Consider the following 24,124-nt stretch of genomic DNA (forward strand, 5'->3'; position numbering starts at 1 on the left):
TATTGAAACACAACACCAACCGATTAAACACGAAAAAGCATGGAAACAGATATTAAAGTTCAATTAGACAGAATTGAAAAACTAACGTTATTATCAGCAAAGAATGTATTATGCCTAGATGACGTTATGCTACTGACAGGTTTAAGCAAATCACACCTGTATAAACTCACTTGCTCGCATCAAATCCCATTTTACAAACCTAATAAGATAATCTATTTCGACCGTTCCGAGATTGAAAACTGGATGAAGCAAAATCGGGTCGCGACTACCGACGAAATCGAAACGGAAGCTATCAACTACATAGTGACAGGCAAAACACAGAAAGGGGGACAACGTGGCAAATCTATGCACTAACGAAGTCGCCGCCACGCGCGCGCTATTTACCAACAACCCGAATAAATCATTTTGCCGCCTGGATATTGTGGGCGCCATAAACAAACCGATTAGTAACGTTTGCCGAATCGTCTACAATCTAGTTAATGAAGGATTTATAGAAGTTGTAAAGAAAGACAAATCACCTTACACGGGCGCGATTGTAGAATTTTTGAGACTGAAAAATAATTCACAGTTAAGTATATTCTAATTATATTCTTTTATTCAATGATTGACGGCTTTAAAACAAGTAGTCTCCCCCTTGATGTGTACCAACTAGCCGAAATTTTAGGCGTAAACATAGACCCGCAAACGGTTTACGCCAAAGTTTCTAGCTTGATATTTGGATTCATCGACAGGGTGGATACTAGTACGGGAGAAATTCGCAAAGTATGTACCTTGCACGGAAGCCTACATAAGTACGCTAACGGCGGGGTGCATAATGCCGATTCTTTCCGGCTGTCTGACTTGTGCCGGGTATTTACTGAATTGCAAGAGCTTTACGGGATTAATTCGGATATTACGCGGCTTTATAGCGTCGAATTTGGCGTAAATTTAAAACTTCCCTATGATCCGCAACGAATATTGAAAGCGATAAGGATGTACAAGGGCTATACATTTACTCCGATAGGAAAGATAGGGCTTATCTACGCAGCCGATTCGTATAAGCTAAAAATATACGATAAGGGAAAACAGTGCGGCGTGCCGGGCTTTGGTAGTATTCTACGTATCGAGATAAGCGCAACAAATACATATTTAAAGAAAAAGCACATTTATACGCCAATGCTGGGAGACTTGCTTAGTGTCGATGTTTGGGAAAGGTTCGAGGCTCTTTTACTCGATACGTTGGAAGATATTGTAATTGTTGAGGCTATCCCGTTGGAAGGATTAAGCAAGAAAGAACGAGATTTATTTGCGTTATTTCTTGGTGATGATTGGCAAGCGCTTGACAAGGTTAAACGATGCAGGATGAAAAAGAAGTTTATCGCATTAGCCGAACGGATCGGAGCTACACAGATAAAAGAGAATTTAAAGAATCTCATTTCAATAGAATGTAAGTGTCTGCGAGACATGGATAACGATAAATGCAACCGAAACGGCGTTTTTGCAAAGGAAATTTCCGATGATAAAGTAAATGAAAGCGACAATATCCAACAGGAACGAAATGTCAAAAGTGTAACCGAAACGGCGTTTTTGTATGCCTCGTCAAATAGTGAAAAGTGCAACCAAAACGGAATTAAGATAAAGGGCGTTTCGGTTGCATTTTCATCACCGGAAAACGAACCACCGCCAAACGCCAATAACCCGCCGTTATTCAATGCGAAAAAGTACAACACCAATTCAAACACCGGAAAATGTAGAGGAAAGCCGCCCGATCCGGCTGAACTCAACACAGGATGAGACAACCAAAGATTAACCAAAACGATATATTCACTCAATAAAACACGTTAAAACTATGGATGCAATAAAGAAAGCCGAACGGCGCAAAGCAATGGGAGAAACAAAGAAAGTTCCGGTACGTATCGACCCGAAGCAATGGGAACGACTCGATGAAATCCGCAAAAAGTTCAAGTTTAAAAGCAATTACGAAATTATGCAGTATATTTTATCCTGCTTTCTTCGTGTTGCCGACCCAGACAATGATACGGAGATTGAACCCGTACCGGAAGAAATCGAAATGATGTTCAGTGATTTGTCAAACTCTGAACGACATTTCGAGTATGTGAAGCCGAAACGCTCCATGAATAACGCTTCTTTAAACAGCAGTAAACACAATTTAAAATCAAATTAATTATGAGTAAGATTACTATTTTCAAAAACGAGAGATTCGGAGAAGTGAGAACCGCAACAAGCGAAAGCGGAGAACCTTTGTTTTGTCTGGCTGACGTGTGTAAAGCGATAGAGCTAACAAACCCATCATCTGTAAAAGGAAGATTAGACAGGGAAGATGTACAACTGATTGATTTACACGCTCTAAAACAGAATGAGGGCGTAATAGTAGGCAATTCACTTGCAAATTTCGTTACTGAAAGCGGCTTTTATGATGTATTGCTCTATTCCGATGCGCCACAAGTGAAACCGTTTCGTAAATGGGTAACAAGTGAAGTGCTGCCAAGTATTCGCAAATACGGTGCGTATATGACAGGCGAGACACTGGCGCAAATGCTACAAAATCCCGATAGACTTATAGACCTGTTAACCGCTTTGAAATCAGAGAGGGAACGAAACACGGCGCTTTCTCTCAATATCGAAGCGATGCAGCCAAAAGCGGAGTATTTCGATACGGTGTTACGTTCGTCTAAGTTGATAGCGACTAATGCAATAGCCGCCGAACTAGGGATAAGTGCCCGAAAATTAAACAGTTTCCTGTGTGAGTCTGGAATACAATACAAACAGGGTGATTTATATTTTCTCTATTCTGATATTCGGGGAAAAGGATTAGAAGGCTATAAGACATTCACCCGCACCGACTCGGATACAGGTGAAACCAAAACAGTAAAGCACATGTATTGGACGGAAAAAGGAGCTTTTTTCATTATTAATTTATATCAAGGAACGACATCTAAACTACTGAACTAAAGATGAGTAATGACAACTTTTACTACCCCCAACGAGCACCCCCACCCGAAAAAAATATCCCGCGTGTAAAAAGATGGGGTGAAGTGGGTTTAACAGAATCGCGTCAAAAAATAAAAATCGTGCCCCCCTTTTGCCATGTCTCGAAGCGTCCGCACCCGTCTAGTATTGTTTACCGTTGAATACGGAGACGCAAGACAGCCGAACGCCTCGCCGCCTTATCAAGTTATCGCGCAAAGAAAGATTATTCCGCTACGGGCTTGTATTTGCGTAGCAACATAAAGCGAACTGAACCAAGCAAGCGAGACGAAGAAAAGTGTATCAGTTCGAAACGGTTTGCTATTCTCTGGCGCTTCCTGTTTGAATACGGAGCGATCCGGGACAGGTCAAGGGACAGCAAACGGGACAGGTTGAAACCGTCTCAACTTATTATAGTTCAATATATTTCCGGCTTAGATTGGAAGTTTTCGGGACAGGTTGAGGGACAGGGTAAGGGACAGGCGACACGCAAATAGATACGCAAACGAGTACGCAAAAGGAAACAGTAAGGAAACAGTTTAAGCAAATAGTATTCAATCACATAGCACAAACCTTGCAAGTATTGAGGAAATAGTGAGGAAACGGCAACGGACACGCAAACGGAACGCAAATCAACCAACAAATGAACCAATGCAATATCGGTGCAACTGATTGAATATTCATTCGTTATGAGGCTTTATAATCGCGATGCAACCAACGAAGCAACCAACAACTAACCAACGGGCAACCGGGTAGCCTACACCAAAGTAGCCTACTACGATTTTTTCGTACTTTGCTACTGACTACCGCGTCTACTACTGTAAAATTTACAGCCAATCGGACAGCCAATGAGACAGCCAATCGGACAGCCTATTTATTATTTCTTCTTTGGAGTGACGAAGCCGATAGGATTACGCGGCTTATCTGCTAAAGCCTTTTGCGCCTGTAATTCGGCTAACGTCTGATTGATTAACTCTAACTGCATCCGGGTGTCATCGTTAATGTCGTTGTAGTCTGCAAACACTTCTTCGATGTACTCCTTTAGTTCCTTGACTTCGCTTTGGAGTTCACGTACTGGATCGGTCGGCGGGTTTAACAGTAACTGGCGAACCGCAACGAAAGCACGCATAATATTTATATTAACCTCAATCGCTAAATCAGAGTTGAGCACACTACTAAGCATTGAAACGCCTAGTTCTGTGAAAGCATAAGGCATATATTTAGGATGCTGACCGCGTCCACCGTTTAAGGTGCTAAAATTGCACCTTAAAGAATCCCATTCATCCTTTGTTAGTTCAAACATGAAGTCACTAGGAAACCGTTTAAGGTTATTCTTTACCGACCGCTTTAAATACTTCGTTTCCGTTCCGTACATTTCCGCCAAATCAAAATCTAACATCACTTTACAGCCGCGTATGTCGTATATCTTACTTTGTATTACTTCGAGTTGTTCCATCTTATTCTACCTTGATATTGATATTCTTTCCGCAATGCGGGCACGCAATTCCGGTTGTGTTGTTCTTTGGTTGGTCGAATAGTTCCGAGATGTCGCATCCTATTGCATTTGCAATACGTTCCAACACTTCGACGGACGGATTACCGTTAATATGTTGACTTAGTCCAGTTGGTGTTATCTCCATTCGCTTTGCCACTTCGCGAACTTCTAAACCATATTCTTTGATTGCTTTTTTTATATTTAAACCCATAGCTTTAATTATTGATTATTTTGCAAAGATAGAGTTAATATTAAAATCAAAGCTATCACTTTGATTAAATAATATTAAAAAGAAGTCATTGCTTTGTTTGATTATTGTATAATCAAAGTTATAACTATATATTTGCATGAACAAATCAAAGATATAAGTTATGAAACGATACAATTTAAGCGAAATAATGAAATCAGCCCACACAATGAGAAAGTTTAGACCTGAAAAGTACCCGACCTTCTCGGAAGCATTAAAAAAAGCTTGGAAGGTTGCTAAGTTCAACAAAGAAGTAGCAGACCGTAGAGCCGAAACAATCGCCTATCACGAAGCGAAGAAACAAGAAGCACAGGAATACGCCGCCCGCGTTGCTCGTATCGAAGCAGAGAAAGCCGAACGCCTCGCAATGGAAGTAGAATCCGCAAAGCGCGAACGTGAAGAACGTGCCGCAAAGGTTGAGGCTGAATGTCTGGCATACGGCTACGGTCGGGGCGATCATTATTCATCTTTCAGCGGTTGGGGAAATTATTGCGGTGATTGATTACTAACGAACTAAATACATATTCAAATGAAAGAACTAGAAATCAGTATTAAACAGGATTCGGGCATGTGGCGAATAACTGTTAGTTGCGAGGCGAATTTAGCAAATGCAGGAATTATTAAGAACCTATTCGGGTGTCTACGGGAAGATAACGGTGTAATTCGTTCCGGTCTGCTTACTCCAAACATAATGAAGTTACTTAGTATACAAACCGAATTGTTAAGTTATTCACTATGAAAGCGATTTATGTACTCGGACTAACAGCGGGCATTATCCTGCTATTTGCTACGGAAGCGGAGACAGCCGCGCCGAATATAACGGGGCTTGCGTTGTGTGTAGCCTCATCTTACAAACTCGATTTATTCACATCTAACAAAATATAAAATCATGGAAGAAGTAGTAATTTTGGGCGCGGACGGTCGCCCGGTGAAAGGTATGCAACTTGATAGAGGTACAATTCATCTAGGAGAAGCAAACGGCGGCTATATGGGTTGCACTAAAGAAAGTGTAACCGAATTACAGCAGGAACGGTTAGAACGTTTCACGAAGAACCGAAAAGCACACCAAAAAGAGTGCATGAGTGCGGCGTGCGACATCACCCCTATTATGTTGGCGGGGTTTGATAATCCATACGACGAAATACACAATCTAATATTGCAGGGATATAATAACGCTATAGAAGCACAAGGTTTATTTTACCGGGTGGTTAATCAAGATGTAGAGATGAGGCGTTTATATAGGCGGGTGACCGAGGAAATGACAGCGAAAGAACTTGCTACCGAGTTTATTCTATCGTCTGGGAATGTCGAAGCGTTTAGAAGGTTCTGCGAGGAAAGAACCGGAAGCGCGCCGGGTGGAAGAGAGGAAGCGGGAAAGGTTCGGTTATTCGTTCGGTAATGAATTTTATTAGTAACTTTGGCAAAAAAAAGAAGATGATGGCTAGTAATGGTAAGAAAATAGAAACAAGGGTAGATTTGGAAATTTCCGAAATATTAGAGAAGGTTGCAAAGCGTCAAAAAACCTCTGTTTATGAACTTGTTAGAGGGTATATTAATAGTGGGTTAGCCGATTCAGGAGACATTGAATTAGAAGGAAATGAAGGTTACCGCGAAGTATCAACCAGCGTAACCCAAAATGAATACGGATTATTAAAGGCTTTGGCGAATAAGTATAATACATCACCACGCATAATAGCTAATAAATGCTTAAGCAAGGGTATTGAGTTTGCATTTAAGAGTGCAATAGAAAATAAAGCACAGAATAAACGATAGAAATGCGGAATAATTTCTATCTTTGCATCAAAGAAAGCAAGAATATAGGGAATAAAATGTACCATTTGTCCCTTATTCGTCCCCCGGACTTTTAAATGTTCTTGTAATCTTTTCATTTTTAGACCGTTACGAAGTCATGGGGTTGACTGGATTTGACAGCGGGTAGAAATGGTGGGTAAGCATGCAGTGGGTCGGTAATTTCCACTCAAATCTCAGTTATCAAAATTTTATCTGGCGAAACTAATTACGCTCTTGCTGCTTAATCGAATCACAGTAGATTAGCTTAATCCAGGCACTAGGTGCCAGGACGAGACATCACTCGGAAGCTGTTGCTCCGAAGCATTCCGGTTCAGTGGTGCAGTAATATCGGGGATAGTTGGAAGTGGCCTCGCACTTCTAATGAAACTAAAGAGGATAAGGCAGGAGTTGATGGCTTTGGTTCTGTTCCTGCACGAAAAATTAGGCAAAGATAAGCATGTAGAAAGCTTATGATTTCCTCGTTTGGACGAGGGTTCGATTCCCTCCAGCTCCACAAAAACAAAATGATAAGTTTTGTAAGTTCTTGAATTTTAATAATTCAGGAACTTTTCTTTTTCTAAGCTCCTCTTTTTACTCCCTCAACTTTTATGCTCATTTGATTCAAGGTGGTTAGCGACTGTCAAACATGTAAACAGGAATTAGAGAAACAAGAGAAATATGGTTTCTCTTGTTTTTTCTTTCTACAGTACTGAAATGATTTATTATAATAAAAAAGTTTTTTGTTTTTGAATATTAGAATATATTTGCAATGCATTACAATTAAAACAAAAAAAGCATGACCGCCTCTAATAAAATGGATGATAAAATTCTGTGGAACCTTTTAATAAAAGGTGATCAAAAGGCTTTGGAGATACTTTACCAAAAATATTATCCTCTTCTGTTGAATTATGGTTTAAGGTGCAGTACAGACAGAGAATTGGTAAAAGATTGTATTCAAGATCTTTTTATAAATTTATATCAGAATACTCATATCAATGTTGCTAGTGTAACTGTTCGTTCTTATCTGTTAAGAGCCTTAAGGAATAATCTTACCTATAAATTAATATCTGATAAAGAGGTGGATTCATTGGATAATTCAGTTTTCCATATTCCGGTCAATGAAGACCTGTTTGAACAGTTATTTCCTAAAAATGATCGTGATGTATGGTTGGCTCGCCGTCTATTGGAGGCTATTTCACAGTTATCTCCAAATCAAAGAACAGTTCTTTATTTACGTTATGTGGAAGATCTTTCGTATAGGGAGATTGCAGATGTCATGAATATGAATATACAATCATCTATGAACTTATCTAGTCGGGCCTTGACAAAATTACGTAGTTTAATGGTTCAAGATGAGTGTTTTTTAGGTATATGGCAATTATTTCTTATGAAAATGGTATTATCTATATAAATAGCAGTGGCTATATTGACTTGATTATTAGATAAATATAAAAGAAACAGTACTTCTTATTACTTTTTACTCAAAAAAAATGTTCGAATAGTGAGTAGGTTTTTCCTTTAATTCCATTCTAATTATACAATAAAAGAGGATAAAAATGAAATATAGTAGAATGGATATCAGAAATATTGTACGCAATCTTATAGATTATTTTAAAATGCAGAACGAAACTCCTTCTCAAAAGGAAATGGCTGAGATATGGAGTAAAATAAAAGAAGGCATTGAAAAGAAAAAACGAAGAAGGAGAAAGAAATATATACTTGTGACAATAGCTTTTGCAGCCGCTTTTATTGGGTGTATATGGTTGGGACTTGAATGGTCTTCTTTTAACGATAAGTCGGATATTTCCATAATAGCAGCCCAAATGTCAAATGAAAGTATAGAAGGAGAAGATATCCGTTTAATTGTCTCTCAGGAAGAGGTTCTTCATGTGAAGAAAGGATCTACAGTAACTTACTCACAAGATGGAATTGTGAGTGTAGATGAAGAAAAGGTTTCTAAAAATGTTACAGAAAACTTGTACAACCAGATTATTGTTCCTAAAGGCAAATATACCCGTTTGATTTTAGCTGACGGTTCTAGTTTGCATATTAATGCGGGTACCAAAGTGATTTATCCTAAGCATTTTGAGAAAAGTAAACGTGAAATCTTTGTAGACGGAGAGATTTTTATTGATGTAAAACGGGATGAGTCTGCCCCTTTTGTAGTGAAAACGGCGCAATTTGAAGTACAAGTATTGGGAACTGCTTTTGATATAAAGGCTTATAGTGATACATTCGAAAATGCGGAAGTTGTTTTAGTACGTGGAAAGGTAAATGTGAAAAGTAAATCGGGCAAAGAACTATCTCTTTCTCCTGATGACAAGGCCGTAATTTTATCTGATGGCCTGATTGAAAAGTCTTCAGTAGATGCGGAAGAATATGTACTTTGGACTAAAGGTATATTGTCTTTGAATAATGATCCTTTGAATGTAGTTCTGGCAAAATTGAGTCGATATTACGGAGTTGATATTCATTGTACCGATAATATTTCAGATATAAAGATTGCAGGTAAAATAGATTTGGAATGTGGAATAGATGAAGCACTGAAAAGAATATCTGTTACAGGGAGCTTCTCATTTTCAAAACAGGAGAATGTCTATATGTTAAAACCTTTGGAGACAATTGTACAATAAAATATGAAACCGAATGTTTAATCTTAAAAAAGAAATACGTATGATTACATGAAAGCTTTATCGAATTAAAGAATCCAAGCAATACCGCAAATATTGCTTGGATTAAGTGAGGAACACCAAATTCTGGTATTATATCAATCTTACAAAATTATGGAAATAAAGTTGAAAAACGCAATCATAATGAATCGATTAACGAAAATTATGTTTGTACTGGGATTCCTGTTGACTTCAGTATGGAGTTATTCGAGTAATTCCGTATACGCACAAAATCAAAAGTTTACTTTTGAATTTAAACAAACCTCTATTAAAGCGATTTTTCAGTATATTGAAAAACATAGTGAATTCATTTTCATGTATCGCACTGATTTACTTGATACATCTAAAAAAGTATCAGTAAAAGTAGAGAAGCAAGGTGTGGAGCAAATCCTTGGGCAGGTGCTGAAGGGAACGGCTATCACTTATGAAATAAATGACCGTCAGATTGTTTTGAAAAAAAGTGTAGATGAACAAAAAACAGTTCCGCAACAATCCAAACAGAAGCAACTGATCCAAGGGCTTGTCAAGGATGAGAAAGGAGAAGTGATTATTGGAGCAACGATTCACGTGAAGAATACAGGAATTGGTACGGCTACCAACATGGACGGAAAATTCACTATTGCTGCTGACGATTCGGAAATATTAGTAATTTCATATGTTGGTATGACGGCAAAGGAAATAAAGATCCAAAAAGGAACTTCATATTATAAAATTACTTTGGAGCCTAATGCAACGTTAGATGAAGTCGTGATAAATGCCGGTATTATTTCAAGAAATAAACTGGGGTTTACAGGCTCATACACCACTGTCAGTCAAGAAGAATTAAAGTCTGTAGGTGGCATAAACCTAGTTCAGGCGTTGAAGTCTTTAGATCCATCCTTTGTAATTATGGATAATAACCTGGCAGGTTCAGACCCAAACACCATGGCTGCCATAACCATGCGCGGAGGTACTACCGTCGACTTCAAGACGGATATCGACGATTACAGTGCCAACTCCAATCAGCCTTTGTATATCTTGGATGGATTTGAGACTACACTTGAAACTATTAATGACTTGGACATTAACCGCATAGAATCCATTACTTTATTGAAAGATGCCGGTTCTACCGCCATTTACGGTGCGAAAGGCGCCAATGGTGTAGTGGTAGTAGAAACCTTAAAGCCTAAAGAAGGTGAATTGATGGTCAATTATAGCGGCAATTTCCAACTTGCCGTAGCCGATCTTAGCGCATACAACATGATGAATGCTGCTGAAAAACTAGAGTTCGAAGCATTGGCCGGACGTTATGGAGATTTGAACGATTTATTGAATAATAGCAGCAATATCAAGCTTTATAATGACAATTTGGCACGCTTGGCACAAGGTATAGATACTTACTGGTTAAAAGTACCTATACGGACTGCATTCACACATGACCACTCCTTAAATATTTCTGGTGGTTCCAAATCTATTTTATACCAGATAGGTGTTAATTACAGAAAAGTAGAAGGAGTAATGAAAGGCTCCGACCGTGAATCATTCGGTGGAAACGTACGGGTAAGCTATCGTACCGGAAAAGTAAACATTGCCAACAACTTGACCGTGGGCATAACCAATTCGGACAACAGCAACTGGGGCTCTTTCCAGTCATTTGCTAATGCGAATCCGTATTTTAGAATGCAAAATGACGACGGCACCATTCCAATGATGTTGGACGAAATTAAAATCATGAACGGTCAGACTGATACTCATTCAGCTTCTGCTGTTAATCCTTATTATAATGCGATGCTTTATGGATATAACAATAGCGGCTCTTTCAACTTAACCAACAATACCTCATTCGACTGGTTTATAAACGACCAATGGAGATGGCAGGCATCGTTAAGTCTTTTTACAACCAAAGTAGAAACGGAATCATTCAAAGATCCGCGCCACAGCGATTATAGAGATCAAACTGACTATACGAAAAAAGGAAGTTATAGCAGTTCGTACAATTCGGACTGGGGATATCGTGCCAATACTAGTATCAGCTACGGACAATCGTTCTTGGAGTCACACAACCTGACCTTCATAGGAAGAGCAGCCATAGAAGAAATGAATAAGAACGGTAAGAGCTTCTCTGTGACCGGTTTTCCCGAAGGAGTGATGGGTATCCCAAGCTATGCTACCGGTTATCCGGAAAACGGTAAACCCGGATATAGCATAAAAAAGAGCAGATCGGCTTCTTTTTTGTTGGCATTTAACTATAATTACAAGTATCGTTACCTTTTTGACTTCAACTACAATTTGGACGGTGCTAATTCTTTTGGGAAAAACAAGAAATTTCAAGATTTCTGGTCTGTAGGATTGGGATGGAATATACATAAGGAAGCCTTTGCGGAAAGTTGGAAGTGGTTGCAGGAATTCAAACTCAGAACGACGTACGGAATCAATGGTAATCAGAATGTAAGCAATGTAAATGAAGATGTTTACCAATACTATTCCGGCAATGACGTTTTCGGCCTGGCTTCTTATTTAAGTCAATATGCTAACCCCGACCTTAAATGGCAGATTGCCAAGAAATTCTCAGCTGGCTTGAACTTCACAACGATCGACAATCGTTTGAATGTTACATTTGATGTATATAGGACAAAAACAAATCCTTTGGTGGTTAGTTTAGCTCAACGCCCGTCTACTGGTGTGGGAAGTCTTCCTGTTAACGTAGGTTTTCTGGATACGAAAGGGATGGAGTTTAAAATCAACTATAACATCATCCGGAATACAAAGGAACGAATTTTCCTGCGCGTTGGATTAACCGGTTCTACCACATCTTCCAAGTACGGAAATTTTGATAATAAATTGGCGGAGCTGAACCAGGCATATCAAAGAACTTCCGAAGAAGAAGGGACAAACGCCAATCAGAACATCAATTCACTACTCCAATATGAAGATGGACAAAGTCCTACTACCTTATGGGCAGTACGTTCGTTAGGTATTGATCCTGCTACCGGAAATGAAATATTCTTAACTAAAGACGGTAAACCTACATTCACTTATAATGCGGATGACCGTGTGCCTGTTGCAGACAGTAATCCGGATATTCAGGGAGTGTTTAATGTAAGTTTCACGTATAAAAGATTAGAAGTTTCCATGTTCTTCCGTTATAAATTAGGCGCTCACAACTTCAATAGAGCTCTATATCAAAAAGTGGAAAACATAGGAAAGACTTCTTTGGTATATAATCAAGACCGTCGTGCCTTGTATGACAGGTGGAAACAACCCGGAGACATTGCCCAATTTAAGAATATCGTGGCAGGTTCCACTCCTAACACACCGGTTTCATCACGTTTCATACAGAAAGACGATCAGTTCCGGGGAGAAAGCTTTAAAATCTCCTACGATTTCACCAAAGACAAGTGGATCAAGAAGTGGTATCTCAAAGATCTCAGAGTACATTTCTCCATGCAGGAGTTATTCGTGATAAGCTCCATGAAACAGGAACGTGGATTGGATTATCCTTTCCAGCGAGCATTTTCGGCAGGTATAAGTGCCAGATTTTAATTTTAACATATAAACGAAACATGAAAGCAATTAAATATAATTTCATTCTATTGTTGAGCATACTGTTCGCAAGTTGTAACGACTGGCTTGATATAACACAATTGGGAAATGAAACGGAAAAGACCCAGTTTACTACGCTCGAAGGCACAGAAAGAGTTCTAAATGGTTTTTACCGCGAAATGATTTCTTCCAATTTATACGGAGCTTATTTAAGCCAAACCGCTATTGAAGCTATGGCTAATCGATTTGTTTATAACGACAAAGGAATCAGCACCTCTGAAAATGCGGCAACTATGATTGAAGAATTGAGCAATCACAAATATACGGAAGCTAATATAGAATCTATTTTTAGCGCTATATGGAAAAGCGGATATACGTTGTCTTTCAGGATAAACAATTACTTCAAATCAATAGAGGAAATGAATCTTCCGATGGACCCCGACAAGAAGAACATTCTTTTAGGAGAGGCTTACGCGATTCGCGCATATATTCATTTTGATTTGTTCAGAATCTTCGGTACAACTTATGAACTCCAAAAATTGCAGGAGGAGCGATTGCCTTATAATGATTTGGACTTTATCGACAAAACGGAAGATATAGTAAACAAATTATACTCTTTGCGAGAAGAGAGTACAGAGAAATTCTTCAAGAAACTGCTGCGAGATATCCAGACGGCAGAAAGTTTATTGGAAAAATCAGACCCTATATTAACCAATCCCGGTGCTGTCACCGAAGAGTTGGTAATTGATGATTTCTATATGAATAGAAACCGTAGAATGAACTACTATGCCGTATTGGCGCTTAAAGCTAGAGTGCTGCAATATATGGGCAATACTGAAGAAGCGGTTTCGGCTGCCGAAAAAGTACTCACGGCAGTAGGAGAGGGAAAGCCCTTCCAATGGCATACAGCTTTGCGGGGATCTGACTATACATTCTTCTCAGAAGTGATATTCGGAATCCACTACTTAAATATGTACACAGACGGAAATAGCCGCTATTATGGTTCCAAAGTATTAAGCGGATATTTTGTATCCCAACAGATGTTGAATAACTTTATGTTTGCTAAACCTGCAGGTCATGACAATCCGGATGTCGCACTCGGAGATTTCAGAAGAGAGTGCTGGACGGAGAATAACGGAACCGATGTAGGAACGGGTAGCAATATATTTGGCGAAGGGGATGGAGTAACCAAGGTCTTTATCCAAAGACGTTTTAAGGAACCGGCAAACTCTACGACTCAATCGAATGCCTACCATCAGCCCCTTATTCGTTTGGCGGAGATGTTTTACATTATCGCCGAAGCCAAAGTTGAAGCCGGACTTTATGATGATGCCATAGCAATGTTCAATGAACATCTGGAACGCAGAACAGTCAATGAAATCTATCGTTTCGGGCATTCAAACAACCCAATCGATACCAATAGTCCCGAAATTAAAAGTGTCTTAATGGATTTTATCCGGAAAGAATATTACTGCGAATTTGCCGGTGAAGGACAATTATTCTTCTTTAATAAAAGACAGCAACAGGATACATTCCGTGATTCGAATACAGTAAATTCAATATTGCAAATTCAGGATAAAGAAAAAGCATACGTCATAGACATACCGACTATAGAAACTAACATTTAAATGCATGATTATGAGAAAATATATAGTATTAGGTTTATTGGCTACCTTTTTGATTGCATGCGAACATGAAAAAGTGGTAAGTTATTCCTCACAGGATAGAGTTTACTTTAAACATGGAGATAATGGCAAAATAGATTCTATGTACGTGAATTTAAAAGAGATGAATGCCGTTGAATTTAAAGAAGACTCTATTATTAATATTGAAATCTCATTATTGGGAGGTATTGCCGATATCAACCGTCCTATCAATGTGCAGCCTAAGGACACCACCATTGCCAATGGGCAAAAATATACGGCGAAAGAAGGGGTCGATTTTATAATCAAGCAGGCATTTGTATCGGCGGGAGCAAGCAAAGGCAGCATTCAGATACAATTATTGAATTCTGACAAATTGAGAAACGACGGGGATACACTGATTGCTTACCTTAAACTACTGGAAAATGATATGTTCCTCACTGATTATAACAAGCAAAAAGGAAATAGTGATAAAGAGATCAAGAACAGTACGGAATTCAGAATTTTCTATTTTTCTTCAATCAATGTTCCGCCACGTATGTGGGAAGAATTCTATCATGAAACTTCAAGAATCGGAATGAAAGCTTATTTGGGAGAGTATACTCCCCAGAAACTTGAAATATTTCTGGCGGCGACCGGGCTGTCGCTTGCTTCTTTGGAGTATACCCAGGAAGAATTGGATGCACAGCCTGATAAAGAAATATACAAAAAGGCTGAAAGAATATTCAACAGTAGATTTGGCGGAACAAGAATTTTCGACAGATGGAAAGCACTAGTGAAATTTTATTTGCAAGATAATGAGGATAAATATCCGGAACCAATTCAATGGGGAGTCTGGTGGAACATACTTCATACACCAGGAGTAAGTTGACTTTTAAAGGTGAATAAGATAAATAAAAGACAATATGGAAAAAATATTCAATCTATTTAATAAAAGTGTACTCCTGCTGGGTACATTCTTGCTTCTCTTTTCTTGTAATGAAGACAAAGGAAATTATGATTATCAGGAAATTAACGACCTGAATACAGCGGAGTTTAAAGTGAAAAATGCCACCGGAGATTACATCACTAAGGGAGAAAACGAGACGTTCTACGATGTTACTGTAGAAGCGGGCGACAATCTGATTTTAACTCCGGAATTAGCTTTCATATCAGACGAAGAGGCAGACTATTCATTCAAATGGTATGGTTATCAGAGAGGTAAAACCAAGCCGGAAGAAGGTCTGGTTGTTTCTGAAGAAAAAGATCTCATATATCCTATGACGAAAGAATGGGGAGTAGAGACTACAGCTCAATCAGGTGTGTATTCATTTGCTTTTGAAGCCAGCAACAATAAAACAGAGGTCAAGAGAATATGGATGTTCAGAATCAGTGTACATTCCCGTGCAAAATACGGATATGTTGCTTTATGCAAAAAAGAATACGGATTTGATGTTGATATAATAGCCAAGAATGAGTTGAAATATCATCTAGTGACCAATTTATTTAGCAGTATCAAGAACTTGGATCTTTCAGCCGAGCCTTATGGTATTGAGACATTATGGGATATCACTGCACCGGAAGTAGGACGAGATAATTATGCATTCTACGTATTAACGGATAAAATAACGACACGGCTTGCTCCCGGTGACTATTCGTATGATGAAAAATACTCCATTTCATCTATAATAGAACCATGGTCTCCGTTGGCCAATCAGAATGTAGTCGCTAAGAAAATAGTAGCGAGGGGCCCCAATGCTGCAGGCGCCCAGACTCGTGCTTATTTTCTGTATAACGATGACTGGTACTTTCAAAATACGAGTAGTTCCTGGTATTATCTCGATCAACCGGTCAACCGCATGGTTGTATATAATGATGAGGGGCAAATAACTGAAATAAAGCATTATAAACCAGCTCCCTTTGTTGCTATAAACGTGAATAATGCTAATGGTATTGGTATTTTATTTAATGAGACAGATAAGAAATTTGTCTGTCACAAATTGAGTAAACCAGGCAATCGTTACGAAATCTTTTATACACAGGATATTAATGCTGAATTTAATGATAAAATGATGTTCACCGATGCGGGAGTATCAGATCCGCATACGAAATTAGTATATCTGGCTGATGACATCCGGAGTCGGACTTATAGTTCTACCAGTCATACAGTTGTACAGGATAATTTTGCCATTTTTCAAGGTCCGCAGGGAGATTACCGGGGTGTTTTATTCAGAACAGATAATAACGGGGTAATAGATGCCGGATTTAGCAGATTTTATTTTCCTTCAATGTTAACGAATAAGAACATAAAAATTTGGTTTAAAAGAGCATTGACTCTATATTGTGTAACAGATGACAATACCATTTACAAATTTAAGTTGCAGGGATTGACCGTAGGTAGTAAGAGTCAGTTGGTACCTCAAGGAAAAGATGATGGTTTCTGGGATGCCGGCGGCAAAGGTACATATGAAGATGTGACCAGTCAGTTTGTAAAAGACGGATATACAACGGTAACCTGTATGAAATCTGTGGATGATCACAATCTTGGAAGTTGGGATAACCCTTACTCTATGAAAATACAACAATCGAGAGGATCAAAATATGGAACAGTAATTGTTGGTACTATGAATCCGAACTTGCCTAAGGGAAAGAATGGCAAAATGGAGTTTTTCCAATACAATTATACAGAAAACACGTTGGTTCCCCGTCTGCTTCCTTTAGCCGGGACGGAAAATGAAAAAAGCAATGTTTTTACCGGAGTAGGTGAAATTATAGATGTAGTATATAAAGGAGGTTTAATATCTCCGACAGTTAATGATTCGCAGCCCGATCCGCTCATTTAAAACAACGCGCGTGATAATTAAGTTTGGTACATCCAATTGAAAATGAATTCAAAATACGTTATTTAAAATAGTTTTAATATGAAAAAGTATCTTCTGAATTTTGCACTTCTCATACTCGCTTTTTCAGCAAGTGCACAAGACTTCTCTACAGTAGAAGGAGTCTGGGAAAAAGGCAAATCTAAAAATATTAAGTTATTTGCCATTGAAAATAGTAATTATAAAGAGGTGGCATCTTCCAGAGTGGATGAAAGCGGTCGGTTCGTTATCGCTTTTTACCCTGCTAAAGAAGGAATCTATGCACTTAACAATTATAACTTTTATTTTAAACCCGGAGATAAGCTATCTATAAATATAACTGATACAAGTTATGAACTGAAAGATGAAAACACTCCTGAAAATATAGAGATTGCCCGCTGGGAACTGCTTGTCACACCGTTGAAAGAGATGCGGCGGCGTACACAAACTACATACGCCGATTTTTTTCCTTTACTTGTACAAACCGAAAAGGAAATGAACTATAAGGCATCTACGCCGAACAAGACATTTAACGCTGTTTTTGACAAATACAAAGAGCTTAATCTTTTGGATATAGCGACGAACTATTTGTTTTCTCCCCGTACGGCACATCCCCGGAAAGAAGATTTCCCCGATTATTTCAAGAAAATAGACTTGAAGAAAATGATAGCCGATCCTTTTATTTTGAATTATCCCAATGGTCTCTCTCTTTTGGGAAAAAGCAAAATTATCCCGATATGGACAGGAGAAAGTAAAAGTACGGAAAAAAAGAAAGATATTACTGCTTCTCCTGAATCCGGTATTATTGATAATGAAGAGTTAATGAAGGTGGCCGATCCTATGGTAAGGGCTGAGCTGGTTTTACTATACGCTAAAAACAAACAAGTATTAATTGTATTCGACGAGTATGTAGACATGTATAGTAAATATCTCGTCACAGACGAACAAAGACAAAGACTTGCGCAATTAAGATTCCCGCTTATTAAGAATGATAAAGGAGAACCGGCAACGGATTTCGCTTTTACAGACGCCAATGGAAAATCACACGCTCTTTCCGATTTTAAAGGAAAAATAGTTTATGTCGATGTTTGGGCCACTTGGTGTGCACCGTGCAAAAAAGAGCTACCTCATTTAAAAAAGCTGGAAACTGAATATAAAAACAATAAAGACATTGTATTTGTCGGTGTCAGTGTAGACAAGGAGAAAGATAAACAAAAATGGAAAGAATTCCTTGTACGTGAAGAATTACCGGGTATTCAACTATTTGCAGGTGACGAAGCTTCCGAAAAACTGATGAAACCTTATAAAATCACTGGAATTCCACGCTTCATCTTAGTGGACAAAAATGGCAATTTGCTTTCTGCTAATGCTCCCCGCCCTTCCTCACCGGATGTCAGAACGGTATTGAATGATGCGCTAAAGAAGTAAATACATGGTTACAATAAAAACGCTAACTATCTTATGGGCGGTCATAGCACCATTGGCAGTAACAGCTCAGGTAAACATAGACAGTATAAAGGTGGATTTATCCACCTTTTCTGCAGGGTTAAAGGCTAAGGATTATACGATTGTTCAGAAAGCGGTAGCTCCGGAGTTTGGTATTTATACGTATACATGGCCCTCCGCTCAAAGTCTATTGAGTCAAATTTGGGAGAGTCAGGAAATCAGTTCATTGGAATTGTCCTCCGAGCGACTGTATGAAGAAGAAGGAAAATTTGTAGTAGATGCAGTCTTCACTTTGAGCAATCAAACCCGCCAAAAATCTAAAATAGGATTTAATCGGAATCATAAGATTGTATTTGTTGATTACTTTGATCGGTTATTCGGTAGTAGTCGCTATACGGAGTCGGTTCGGGTGGCCACCCTCCCTTTTGAAAATTCCGAAAGTTCCATCATACTTACTTTACAGTTAAACGCATCCCAGCGTCCTCTACGTTTTTTATTAGATACCGGAGCTGACGGCATGGCCATCCGTAAAACACTGGCTGATTCATTAGGGTTAACCGTCACGCATACTCAACAAGCACATGTAGTGGGTGGGCAACAGCAAATTGAAATTTCCAAAGGAAATACCGTGCGACTCTCAGAATCACTGGTGCTGAATAATCAGAATATAGCCCTTTTCCCTCGGGTAAGACATCAGATGGATGGCATTATCGGATTAAATCTAATCAAACGCTATATTACTGAGATAAATTATGATAAGAGTGAAATCTCTTTCTATACATTTGGCAACCGAAAATATGAAAAGAAAGATATCACACTGCCTGTGAAAACTTCCTATGGGCTTATTCTATTGCCGGGCAGTATCAACCTGGCAGGCGACCAAATCACTGGTGGAAACTTTATTATGGATACAGGCGCTGCTTACTATTTGATTTTGTTCAGTCCTTTTGTATACACAAATAACTTGCTTCAATCGGGATTCAAGCCCGAATCACAAGCACAGACTGTCAGTTTAGGAATCTCCTCTTTAGTTTATAATGGAAAATGTAACGAACTTTTCTTGGGAAATGGTTTTGTTGACAGGAATATTCCTATTACATTACAGGTCGGTTCTAAAGAAAATAGCACTATCTCCCCATCCTCACCTGATGGTTCTTTAGGCGTAAAGTTTTTTAGTAAATTCAATTTTATTATTGACTTGCTGAAAAATGAAGTTCATCTAATAAAAAGATAACTCCAGATATAACTTATATTATATTTATTGCTTTCTATTTTCACTGATAAAATGTAATTTTACAGAGAAATCTAATTCCAAAAAACATTATATTATATGAACAATAAACTTATATTGCTTATTCTTTTATTATTCTGGGTGACAAGTTTAAAAAGTCAGAATACCTTTGTACATGGACGTTCACACAACTATGAATGGCCTACTGACTTACTCGTGTTGGAAAAACTAGATCGGTGGCAAGACCTGAAATTCGGAGTCATCTTCCACTGGGGGCTGTATGCTGTACCCGGTATTGTTGAATCGTGGGCTCTCTGTTCCGAAGATGTTGACTGGATTAGTCGCTACGGACATGACAATTATCAAGAATTTAAGAATTGGTATTGGAACGGATTGAGCCAGCAGTTCAATCCCGTTCATTTCAATCCTACACAATGGGCTGATATCATGAAACAGGCAGGAATGAAATATATGGTGTTCACTACTAAACACCATGATGGTTTCTGTATGTTCGACAGTAAATATACCAATTTTTCCATCGCGCAGGGGCCTTTCAAAGGAAACCCCAAAGCCGATGTTACCCGCTATGTATTTGAGGCTTTTCGCAAAGCAGGCTTTATGACGGGCGCCTACTTTTCTAAACCGGATTGGCATAATCAAGATTATTGGTGGGATTATTTCGCAACTCCTAACAGAAATGTGAATTACAAAATCGAACGTCATCCCGAAAAATGGGAAAATTTCAAGACCTTTACTTACAATCAGATTGAAGAACTTATGAGCGGCTATGGGCCAATAGATATTCTTTGGTTGGATGGTGGTTGGGTATCCATCCGCAATAACCAAGATATTGATATGCCACGAATAGCCAACATGGCACGAAAAAAACAGCCCGGTATATTGGTGGTAGACCGTACCATAAGTGGTCGATATGAAAATTATCAGACTCCCGAGCGGTCAATCCCCGAAACACAACTTCCTTTTCCGTGGGAAAGTTGTATCACCTTAACTTCAGATTGGGGATGGGTAAAGAACGCCAAATACAAAACTTCCAATCAGGTTATTTCCATGTTGATGGAGGTCGTTGCTAAAGGTGGTAGTCTGCTTCTCGGTGTAGGACCTACCGCAGAGGGTATTATTGAACAACCTGCCATAGAACGTCTTGCCGAGGTGGGCCGTTGGCTGCAAAAGAATGGAGAAGCGATATACAATACCCGTATTACTTCCAATTACCATTCTAACAATGTTTGGTTTACTGCAAACAAGAACGGGAAAACACTGTATGCACTTTATGCTTTGCCGGAGGGTGAAAAAATACCAGCAAGCATAGAATGGCAAGGGAATATTCCTACAAAAAATAGCCGGATCAAGTTGCTGGTCTCCGGTCAGAAGGTAAAATGGACGATAAAGGATAATGATAGAGTTATACTTACTGTTCCTGATAAATACGTAGGTAGTAATGAACCGCTTGCTTTCCAATTGGAAATTTGCGATAAATAACGTGAACTCGTTATATTGAACTCACGTTAAGTAGATAATAATTAGAAGAGACGGAATGGCTTGCTCTCGCCATTCCCTGTTCCGTTTATTGTTATATCCGTATTGGGTAACAGGCTTTTAATACGCTCTATTCCTTCTTTTGTAATCTTTCCATATAGCACTAAGCTTCCGATTTTTATTTTTGATATTTCATCGGGAATATCAATGTCGTCGATAAATCTTATTTCCAGTCTTTTTATCTCTTTGAGTTCTAACAGGACAGGTGGGAATTCTTTTACTCTGATGGAAATGCCATTGCCCCAACCTTCGCTCTGCGCGTCAGCACTTAGCTTACTTTTTAATCTGTCATTTTTAACGTCTTTCTTTCTGACCATCCAGCCAATTTGTAGTCTTAGAGCGAAATTTCTCTTATTTTGTTTCAGTCCGATAAAACCTGCCCAAAGTTCTAATGGAGTATCTTTGACAGCGTTGGCATATACTTCCTGATACTTTAAATCCACTTTTACAATCTCATCCGGCAGGCTGTTCGTACCTTTGAGCTCTTTCAGGTTATTTCTTTTTCCTTCCTTGTCATAAGGGAAGAATTTCACTATCCATCCGTCGATGATGTTGGGAGCTCCATATTCCTTCTGTGAGTGGTATTTAAACATATTGCGCCAAAAGGTTTTGTTTACGTCACCTTTAGAAGCATTTACAAACTCTTTCAAAAGAGGTTCCAGTTCGGAAATCCACCATTCAAGTTCGTAACGTTTTAGTTCTTTAGCTTTGTTCAGTACTTTTTCCCAGTCTTCGGGAGTCCCTTCAAGAGTTATTTCAGGGATACCGCAAAGTACACGCATGACTATAAATTCAAAGTAAGGCTTGACCGTCTCCATAATGGTTATTTCAGAAGCGATTTTCTCTAAAGAAGTTGTTGTGGAAAAATTGCAAGTCAGTAGTTCGGTCAGGTCATTGCCGGCATATTTTTGTATTTGTTCGGTGAATTTTGGGAAGATTTCTTCCCATGAAAGAGTAGGGTCGTCCGGTGCTTTGTCTGCTGAAACGATTAGGGACAGTTTACCGGAGAAATCAACAAAATGATGTCTCATCGTTTCCTGATTGGTATTGATATGTTGTGCAAATCCCTGGCTGATTAGTAGCCAAATCATGTCGGGAGACAGAATGAACGGTCGGTGGTCTGCATAAGCCTGATACATACCGTTAAAAAAAGAATTGTATCCATAAGATACCAGGCTATCGGGAGCTTCGCTCTTGGCGAGTATGTTATAGGGTATTTTGAGATTGTCCTTTTTTACCTTGTAAGGTGCTATGTCCATACCTGATAAGATAAGTCTTTCATAAATCTCGTTATGGGAATACAAATCAAGTAGTTTTTCGGATTTTGAGAGAGTCTCGATTTTGAAAGTAACTCCTTTCTGCGCAACTACTGAAACACTGCAAAGTATGAATAAGCAAAATAATACGTTTCTCATAATACTGAATTTATAGTATGGTGATATAGCTTTCGGATATAGTCGATACTATGCAAATATACTATTATTATGAGTAGTCTTGATGTGATATTGAATATTTTTTGACTTATATCTATAAAAATCATAACCATATTATTTCTTGAACCTATAAGCGGGAATAATTCGGGAATTTGTAGTAAGTTTGCTCTGCTAATTCCCTGAGATGACTCAAAGAAAGATTATACATATTGACATGGACGCCTTCTACGCTTCAGTAGAACAGCGTGATAATCCGGAACTTCGCGGCAAACCTTTGGCGGTAGGTCATGCAGAGGAGAGGGGAGTTGTGGCTGCTGCCAGTTACGAAGCCCGGCGTTATGGAGTGCGTTCAGCTATGTCCTCGCAGAAGGCGAAACGGCTTTGTCCGCAGTTGATTTTTGTACATGGGCGGATGGAAGTCTATAAAGCAGTTTCCCGGCAGATACATGAGATTTTCCATGAATATACCGACATTATCGAACCTCTTTCTTTAGATGAGGCTTTCCTGGATGTAACAGAAAATAAGAAAGGCATTTCATTGGCTGTGGATATAGCGAAAGAGATTAAGCAGAAGATTCGCGAACAACTGAATCTGGTAGCATCCGCCGGAATTTCCTACAATAAATTCCTGGCAAAAATAGCTTCGGATTATCGCAAACCGGATGGATTGTGCACCATTCACCCGGAACAAGCTCTTGATTTTATCGCACGTCTTCCCATCGAATCATTTTGGGGAGTAGGCCCTGTGACTGCCAAAAAGATGCATTTGCTAGGCATTGGCAACGGTTTCCAATTGCGGAAATGCTCTCTTGAGATGCTGACTGCGCATTTTGGCAAAGTGGGAGCACTCTACTATGAATGTGCGAGAGGTATTGACGAACGTCCGGTAGAAGCAGTCCGTATCCGTAAATCCATTGGGTGCGAACGTACGCTGGAGCAGGATATTTCGGCTCATTCTTCTGTCATTATCGAACTGTATCACGTGGCGGTAGAACTGATTGAACGTCTCAACCATAAAGACTTCAAGGGAAACACCTTGACATTGAAAATCAAGTTTCATGATTTTAGTCAGATAACCCGAAGTATTACCCAATCACAGGAACTGACAACTTTGGACAAGGTACTTCCGCTTGCAAAGGAATTACTTAAAAGTGTGGAATATGCGCAACACCCCATCCGCCTTATCGGGCTCTCCGTTTCCAATCCGAAAGAAGAAGCGGATGAGCAACATCGGACGTGGGAGCAGTTGAGTTTTGAATTTAGTGACTGGGAATAGTACGATTTTT

General features: G+C 39.0%; 22 protein-coding genes and 1 other RNA gene. 20 read left to right on the plus strand and 3 right to left on the minus strand.

All coding sequences use genetic code 11. From position 1 onward, the window contains the following. The first annotated feature begins 126 nt into the window (after positions 1 to 126). The 5 genes from HC965_RS19665 to HC965_RS19685 are packed head-to-tail and all read left to right on the plus strand — an operon-like array spanning position 127 to position 2,952. Positions 127 to 354, plus strand: a complete 228-nt coding sequence (locus tag HC965_RS19665) for a helix-turn-helix domain-containing protein (protein WP_370539989.1) — start codon at positions 127 to 129, stop codon at positions 352 to 354. Continuing rightward, positions 335 to 583, plus strand: a complete 249-nt coding sequence (locus HC965_RS19670) for a hypothetical protein (RefSeq protein WP_191033050.1) — start codon at positions 335 to 337, stop codon at positions 581 to 583. Before HC965_RS19665 ends, HC965_RS19670 begins: the two co-directional genes overlap by 20 nt. Positions 584 to 600: 17 nt before the next feature. Continuing rightward, complete coding sequence (locus HC965_RS19675) at positions 601 to 1,773, plus strand: hypothetical protein (protein ID WP_191033051.1); 1,173 nt, start codon at positions 601 to 603, stop codon at positions 1,771 to 1,773. A gap of 55 nt (positions 1,774 to 1,828) precedes the next feature. After that, the gene (locus HC965_RS19680; protein ID WP_191033052.1) at positions 1,829 to 2,164 is read left to right on the plus strand and encodes a hypothetical protein; all 336 of its coding nucleotides are present in this window, start codon (positions 1,829 to 1,831) and stop codon (positions 2,162 to 2,164) included. A gap of 2 nt (positions 2,165 to 2,166) precedes the next feature. Next, positions 2,167 to 2,952 (plus strand): phage antirepressor KilAC domain-containing protein, encoded by a 786-nt coding sequence (locus HC965_RS19685; protein ID WP_191033053.1) that lies wholly within the window; start codon positions 2,167 to 2,169, stop codon positions 2,950 to 2,952. An 892-nt stretch (positions 2,953 to 3,844) separates the two neighbouring features. Here HC965_RS19685 and HC965_RS19690 read toward each other — a convergent pair. Both HC965_RS19690 and HC965_RS19695 read right to left on the minus strand, forming a co-directional pair. Then, complete coding sequence (locus HC965_RS19690; protein WP_191033054.1) at positions 3,845 to 4,423, minus strand: ORF6N domain-containing protein; 579 nt, start codon at positions 4,421 to 4,423, stop codon at positions 3,845 to 3,847. Between the two features lies 1 nt (position 4,424). After that, on the minus strand, positions 4,425 to 4,673 hold the full coding sequence (locus HC965_RS19695) for a helix-turn-helix domain-containing protein (protein ID WP_191033055.1): 249 nt from the start codon (positions 4,671 to 4,673) through the stop codon (positions 4,425 to 4,427). 205 nt (positions 4,674 to 4,878) lie between these two features. Here HC965_RS19695 and HC965_RS19700 point away from each other — a divergent pair, with 205 nt between their 5' ends. From HC965_RS19700 to HC965_RS19765, 14 genes are all read left to right on the plus strand, one after another. Further along, the gene (locus tag HC965_RS19700; protein WP_223854953.1) at positions 4,879 to 5,211 is read left to right on the plus strand and encodes a hypothetical protein; all 333 of its coding nucleotides are present in this window, start codon (positions 4,879 to 4,881) and stop codon (positions 5,209 to 5,211) included. 233 nt (positions 5,212 to 5,444) lie between these two features. Further along, complete coding sequence (locus HC965_RS19705) at positions 5,445 to 5,594, plus strand: hypothetical protein (RefSeq protein ID WP_191033057.1); 150 nt, start codon at positions 5,445 to 5,447, stop codon at positions 5,592 to 5,594. Between the two features lie 4 nt (positions 5,595 to 5,598). Continuing rightward, positions 5,599 to 6,108, plus strand: coding sequence for a hypothetical protein (locus HC965_RS19710; RefSeq protein WP_191033058.1), 510 nt, complete (start codon positions 5,599 to 5,601; stop codon positions 6,106 to 6,108). Positions 6,109 to 6,143: 35 nt separating this feature from the next. Beyond that, positions 6,144 to 6,482 carry a hypothetical protein gene (locus HC965_RS19715; protein ID WP_191033059.1) on the plus strand — a complete coding sequence of 113 codons (339 nt, stop codon included), beginning with the start codon at positions 6,144 to 6,146 and terminating at the stop codon, positions 6,480 to 6,482. Between the two features lie 138 nt (positions 6,483 to 6,620). Continuing rightward, positions 6,621 to 7,017, plus strand: a transfer-messenger RNA (tmRNA) gene (ssrA, locus tag HC965_RS19720). 279 nt (positions 7,018 to 7,296) lie between these two features. Then, positions 7,297 to 7,911 carry an RNA polymerase sigma factor gene (locus HC965_RS19725; RefSeq protein WP_191033060.1) on the plus strand — a complete coding sequence of 205 codons (615 nt, stop codon included), beginning with the start codon at positions 7,297 to 7,299 and terminating at the stop codon, positions 7,909 to 7,911. Between the two features lie 145 nt (positions 7,912 to 8,056). Beyond that, positions 8,057 to 9,133 (plus strand): FecR family protein, encoded by a 1,077-nt coding sequence (locus HC965_RS19730; RefSeq protein WP_191033061.1) that lies wholly within the window; start codon positions 8,057 to 8,059, stop codon positions 9,131 to 9,133. 180 nt (positions 9,134 to 9,313) lie between these two features. Further along, on the plus strand, positions 9,314 to 12,691 hold the full coding sequence (locus HC965_RS19735; RefSeq protein ID WP_191033062.1) for a SusC/RagA family TonB-linked outer membrane protein: 3,378 nt from the start codon (positions 9,314 to 9,316) through the stop codon (positions 12,689 to 12,691). A 20-nt stretch (positions 12,692 to 12,711) separates the two neighbouring features. Next, on the plus strand, positions 12,712 to 14,319 hold the full coding sequence (locus tag HC965_RS19740) for a RagB/SusD family nutrient uptake outer membrane protein (RefSeq protein ID WP_191033063.1): 1,608 nt from the start codon (positions 12,712 to 12,714) through the stop codon (positions 14,317 to 14,319). 10 nt (positions 14,320 to 14,329) lie between these two features. Then, a complete protein-coding gene (locus HC965_RS19745) occupies positions 14,330 to 15,205 on the plus strand; it encodes a DUF4843 domain-containing protein (protein ID WP_191033064.1) in 876 nt (291 codons plus the stop codon). A 34-nt stretch (positions 15,206 to 15,239) separates the two neighbouring features. Further along, positions 15,240 to 17,156: a PKD-like family lipoprotein gene (locus tag HC965_RS19750; RefSeq protein WP_191033065.1), complete on the plus strand. Its 1,917-nt coding sequence runs from the start codon at positions 15,240 to 15,242 to the stop codon at positions 17,154 to 17,156. Between the two features lie 78 nt (positions 17,157 to 17,234). Beyond that, entirely contained in the window at positions 17,235 to 18,599 is a 1,365-nt protein-coding gene (locus HC965_RS19755; RefSeq protein ID WP_191033066.1) for a TlpA disulfide reductase family protein, read from the plus strand. A 4-nt stretch (positions 18,600 to 18,603) separates the two neighbouring features. Next, positions 18,604 to 19,851, plus strand: coding sequence for a retropepsin-like aspartic protease (locus HC965_RS19760; RefSeq protein WP_191033067.1), 1,248 nt, complete (start codon positions 18,604 to 18,606; stop codon positions 19,849 to 19,851). Between the two features lie 96 nt (positions 19,852 to 19,947). After that, entirely contained in the window at positions 19,948 to 21,348 is a 1,401-nt protein-coding gene (locus HC965_RS19765) for an alpha-L-fucosidase (RefSeq protein WP_191033068.1), read from the plus strand. Between the two features lie 41 nt (positions 21,349 to 21,389). Here HC965_RS19765 and HC965_RS19770 read toward each other — a convergent pair whose 3' ends face one another. After that, on the minus strand, positions 21,390 to 22,820 hold the full coding sequence (locus tag HC965_RS19770) for a DUF4419 domain-containing protein (RefSeq protein ID WP_191033069.1): 1,431 nt from the start codon (positions 22,818 to 22,820) through the stop codon (positions 21,390 to 21,392). A gap of 202 nt (positions 22,821 to 23,022) precedes the next feature. On the opposite strand from HC965_RS19770, the gene dinB reads away from it, so the two are divergent. Next, on the plus strand, positions 23,023 to 24,114 hold the full coding sequence (gene dinB, locus HC965_RS19775) for a DNA polymerase IV (RefSeq protein WP_191033070.1): 1,092 nt from the start codon (positions 23,023 to 23,025) through the stop codon (positions 24,112 to 24,114). The last annotated feature ends 10 nt before the right edge of the window (positions 24,115 to 24,124 follow it).

The sequence above is a fragment of the Bacteroides sp. GM023 genome, from assembly GCF_014750685.1.
Classification (GTDB): domain Bacteria; phylum Bacteroidota; class Bacteroidia; order Bacteroidales; family Bacteroidaceae; genus Bacteroides.

Coding starts and splice junctions, on each gene's coding strand:
- HC965_RS19695 (WP_191033055.1), bottom strand. CDS start 4,673: ATGGGTTTAAATATAAAAAAAGCAATCAAAGAATATGGTTTAGAAGTT.
- HC965_RS19725 (WP_191033060.1), top strand. CDS start 7,297: ATGACCGCCTCTAATAAAATGGATGATAAAATTCTGTGGAACCTTTTA.
- HC965_RS19755 (WP_191033066.1), top strand. CDS start 17,235: ATGAAAAAGTATCTTCTGAATTTTGCACTTCTCATACTCGCTTTTTCA.
- HC965_RS19750 (WP_191033065.1), top strand. CDS start 15,240: ATGGAAAAAATATTCAATCTATTTAATAAAAGTGTACTCCTGCTGGGT.
- HC965_RS19745 (WP_191033064.1), top strand. CDS start 14,330: ATGAGAAAATATATAGTATTAGGTTTATTGGCTACCTTTTTGATTGCA.
- HC965_RS19685 (WP_191033053.1), top strand. CDS start 2,167: ATGAGTAAGATTACTATTTTCAAAAACGAGAGATTCGGAGAAGTGAGA.
- HC965_RS19730 (WP_191033061.1), top strand. CDS start 8,057: ATGAAATATAGTAGAATGGATATCAGAAATATTGTACGCAATCTTATA.
- HC965_RS19765 (WP_191033068.1), top strand. CDS start 19,948: ATGAACAATAAACTTATATTGCTTATTCTTTTATTATTCTGGGTGACA.
- dinB (WP_191033070.1), top strand. CDS start 23,023: ATGACTCAAAGAAAGATTATACATATTGACATGGACGCCTTCTACGCT.
- HC965_RS19705 (WP_191033057.1), top strand. CDS start 5,445: ATGAAAGCGATTTATGTACTCGGACTAACAGCGGGCATTATCCTGCTA.
- HC965_RS19665 (WP_370539989.1), top strand. CDS start 127: ATGCTACTGACAGGTTTAAGCAAATCACACCTGTATAAACTCACTTGC.
- HC965_RS19735 (WP_191033062.1), top strand. CDS start 9,314: ATGAATCGATTAACGAAAATTATGTTTGTACTGGGATTCCTGTTGACT.
- HC965_RS19715 (WP_191033059.1), top strand. CDS start 6,144: ATGATGGCTAGTAATGGTAAGAAAATAGAAACAAGGGTAGATTTGGAA.
- HC965_RS19690 (WP_191033054.1), bottom strand. CDS start 4,423: ATGGAACAACTCGAAGTAATACAAAGTAAGATATACGACATACGCGGC.
- HC965_RS19680 (WP_191033052.1), top strand. CDS start 1,829: ATGGATGCAATAAAGAAAGCCGAACGGCGCAAAGCAATGGGAGAAACA.
- HC965_RS19675 (WP_191033051.1), top strand. CDS start 601: ATGATTGACGGCTTTAAAACAAGTAGTCTCCCCCTTGATGTGTACCAA.
- HC965_RS19770 (WP_191033069.1), bottom strand. CDS start 22,820: ATGAGAAACGTATTATTTTGCTTATTCATACTTTGCAGTGTTTCAGTA.
- HC965_RS19710 (WP_191033058.1), top strand. CDS start 5,599: ATGGAAGAAGTAGTAATTTTGGGCGCGGACGGTCGCCCGGTGAAAGGT.
- HC965_RS19700 (WP_223854953.1), top strand. CDS start 4,879: ATGAGAAAGTTTAGACCTGAAAAGTACCCGACCTTCTCGGAAGCATTA.
- HC965_RS19740 (WP_191033063.1), top strand. CDS start 12,712: ATGAAAGCAATTAAATATAATTTCATTCTATTGTTGAGCATACTGTTC.
- HC965_RS19760 (WP_191033067.1), top strand. CDS start 18,604: ATGGTTACAATAAAAACGCTAACTATCTTATGGGCGGTCATAGCACCA.